This window comes from bacterium (assembly GCA_029210545.1).
Classification (GTDB): domain Bacteria; phylum BMS3Abin14; class BMS3Abin14; order BMS3Abin14; family BMS3Abin14; genus JARGFV01.
In genome coordinates this window covers 1-2,882 of the sequence record JARGFV010000180.1, presented here as the reverse complement: position 1 = coordinate 2,882, position 2,882 = coordinate 1, and the positions used below count along the sequence as shown (strand labels likewise).

Sequence of the window (2,882 nt, the reverse complement as noted above, 5' to 3'; positions counted from 1 at the left end):
GGAAAGGGAAAACGACGCTTTTCCCTTTCCGTGGAGCGAAAAGTCCCGGATTGGACTTTTTGCGACTCTATCAAAGTTCGGCCGGTTCGAGGAAGACCGGTTCAACCTCTCCTGGAACTGGCCGTCATTTTTTTTCGGACCCCTTCGCTATTTCGTCAAGGGAATGTGGAAAGAAGGCATCTTTTACACCCTGTGCCTGGGTTTTTTCGCAGGTATCCTTTCCGGGTTCATGTTCCGGGACGCCCTGCTCTGGTACCTGCTGGGCGGCACGGTATTCGGGACCCTGGGATCACACGACTACTACCGGTTCTGCCTGAAGTACCGGGACGACATCCCTGGTGCCGGAAAGGCAAGGGCGATAGGGATGATAAGCTTCTGGCTGATCCTGCTGAGCCCTTTGATCCTGGCTTTCCTGGTATGGGTCAGGTTTTCCTGGTAGATACGGCTGCCGCTCCGACCCCGTGGGTTGTCCCACGGCCCCCGTTACAGCTTCAGATCATCGCTCCTGTCGCTGTTGACATTGTGGAGCTTGAGGATCTTCTGGTTCTCTTTCCTGGTTTTGACCAGGTCCAGGACCACGATCTCTCCCGTTTCCATGACGATCTTGAGGCGGGGTCCCTTCGCTTCCTCGATGAGACGCACAAGGTGCTTGAGGTCTTTCACTGGTTTACCCTGTACCGTACTCACGATAATGTCCACCAGGGCCTGATATCCCTTGTTGAGGGCAGCCGGCAGAACCTTTGACAGGAGTACAATCTGGTCGCGATCCTTTGTCCTGAAGTTGTGGAAGTAGGCGTAGTAGTCCAGGTCCGTGTTGTAGCAGCTTTCCACCGCCTGTTTGGAAAAGTACAGGTAGTCGCTTGTCAGGGGTTGAAAGACGAGGCCGCCGAAAACAAAATAGCTCTGACCGAATTGAGTGAAATTACCGGGAACCAGGGGGGGATGACCACCGCCGGTGAAGGCTGTTTTTATTCGTTTTCCTTTACGGAGAAGAGTGAAGGTGATCTCCTCCCCGACCTGTTTGCCATGGAGGGGGTAATCGGTCCTGACGCGACCAAGTCCAGGAACGTTGATGGTCAGGTCTTCCGCAACGGGATAGCCGTCTATCTCGAGGATCACATCCTCCGGGTTGATCACTCCGTAGGCCGGTGTTCCCACTCCGACCTCTCTTACAAGCGCGCCGGTTTCATCTCCCTTCAGTCCGTACTCTTCGCGCAGAGCCTCGTTTTCCAGGGTTTGAATACCGATATCGAGGTCGGGGAAACCGTCGTAACGGCCGTCCCGGATGTCAACCAGCACGTGGTTTACGATCTCCGCCGGGATGATATACCCGATGTTCTCCGCCCCGCCCAGGGTCTGCAATGCGATCCCCACCAGCTTGCCTCCGGTGACCACGGGCCCTCCACTGTTGCCGTTGTTGATTGCAGCGTCTACCTGGACAAGAAGAAGATCCCTCCACGAGTGGGAATACGTGGAGATCTCAATCCGTGACACGATCCCGGCTGTGGCCGAAAGCGTATCGCCGCCTTCGGGGAACCCGTACACCTTGACCTGGTCCTCTATGCCGGGGCTTTTGCCCATGGGAATGGGACGGCTTCCCTCGAAAAAGGCCGGGTCATCCACGGCGAGGATGGCAAGATCACAGTCGTGGGCGAAGAATTCGACCTCGGCGGAGTATTTCCGCGTATGGTCCCGCCTCTTTACTTCGATGCTCAGGTAGTCGGTAACCACGTGGGCCGCTGTGAGAATGCGGTTTCCCTCAATGATCACGCCCGTCCCGAAATACAGCTGGGCTCCCTGTCCCTGCCAGGGTGAAAAGACGTCGATGGCGTTCGTTTGAACGAAGATTTGTACGACGCTGGTGCTGATGTCAGCCGGGGAGGCCGTCTCGCAGCTTCCGGTTCCGGGAAGGTATACAAGGACCGTAAGGCAAAGCAACATGGACAGGGCGATGTGGGGTGATCGGTACATGACGACCTCCGGCTTCCGGAACAGGCATGGTTTGGATCGGTTTTTACGAATCTGGAAGTTGATGGACTTTTCGCGACTCTTCCGATGTTAATAAATATGGGCAGGGTAATCCAGCTGTTTCTGAGGTTGCCGTCGCGTCTGCCCGCCATAGTCACACCTTCCTGCCGCGGTTTCCACCGTTTTTACCTGACCTCGCGGTTTGACCGGCCCCGGGATCGCCCTCCGGGAGGTATAATTATCATGAGGGAGTGGCGGTCCAGGAATGCCTCAGGGGCGTGGCCGGGGAGGTGCGGACATGGCGAAGTGGAAGTCCGGACGGGTAGACAGGATGAGGTTAAAGGGGGGTAAGGATCCCTACAAACTGACGGAAAAGCCGCCCGGGGGAGCGATGTGCCGGGACTGCGGCGCGACGGTGATGGGGGGCCGGTGGACGTGGGGCGCCCCATCGGGGGAGACTGTCAGCACGGTCTGTCCGGCGTGCCGGAGGATACGGGACAGCTATCCGGCCGGGTACCTTGCCCTCGAAGGGCCGTTTTTCACGGAGAACCGCCAGGAGATCATGAACCTGGTGGGCAATGTGGCGGAAGCGGAAAAGGGGGAGCACCCGCTGGAAAGGGTCATGGCCATCGAGGAGGATGGCGGGGCCACCGTCATTACCACCACCGGCGTGCACATCGCCCGCCGCCTGGGCGACTCCGTCCAGCGGTCCTATCGCGGAGAACTGACGGTCAACTACGAAGACGGTGAAAAGCGGGTGCGCGTGAACTGGGCAAGATGAGGCGGATATCCCGCGGGAAAAGTTGGGGCCTGGGAGGGAGTTTAACCGTGTCCTGCTTTACTAGCCCGGACTATTCACGAGGTTCTTTTCCGTTCCGGCGGCGTTGCTGAGTCGTTCGCTTGTGCGGAATACT

3 protein-coding genes are annotated in these 2,882 nt (G+C 57.8%); 2 read left to right on the top strand and 1 reads right to left on the bottom strand.

Annotated features, from left to right (window positions below; all coding sequences use genetic code 11):
- A partial coding sequence (locus tag P1S46_12060) for a DUF2628 domain-containing protein (GenBank protein ID MDF1537204.1) occupies positions 1–439 on the top strand: 439 nt, incomplete at its 5' end.
- Positions 440–483: 44 nt separating this feature from the next.
- Here the strand turns inward: P1S46_12060 and P1S46_12055 are convergent.
- Positions 484–1,971: a serine protease gene (locus P1S46_12055; GenBank protein MDF1537203.1), complete on the bottom strand. Its 1,488-nt coding sequence runs from the start codon at positions 1,969–1,971 to the stop codon at positions 484–486.
- Positions 1,972–2,266: 295 nt separating this feature from the next.
- Between P1S46_12055 and P1S46_12050 the strand changes: the two genes are divergently transcribed.
- Positions 2,267–2,749, top strand: a complete 483-nt coding sequence (locus P1S46_12050) for a BCAM0308 family protein (protein MDF1537202.1) — start codon at positions 2,267–2,269, stop codon at positions 2,747–2,749.
- Positions 2,750–2,882 lie beyond the last annotated feature (133 nt).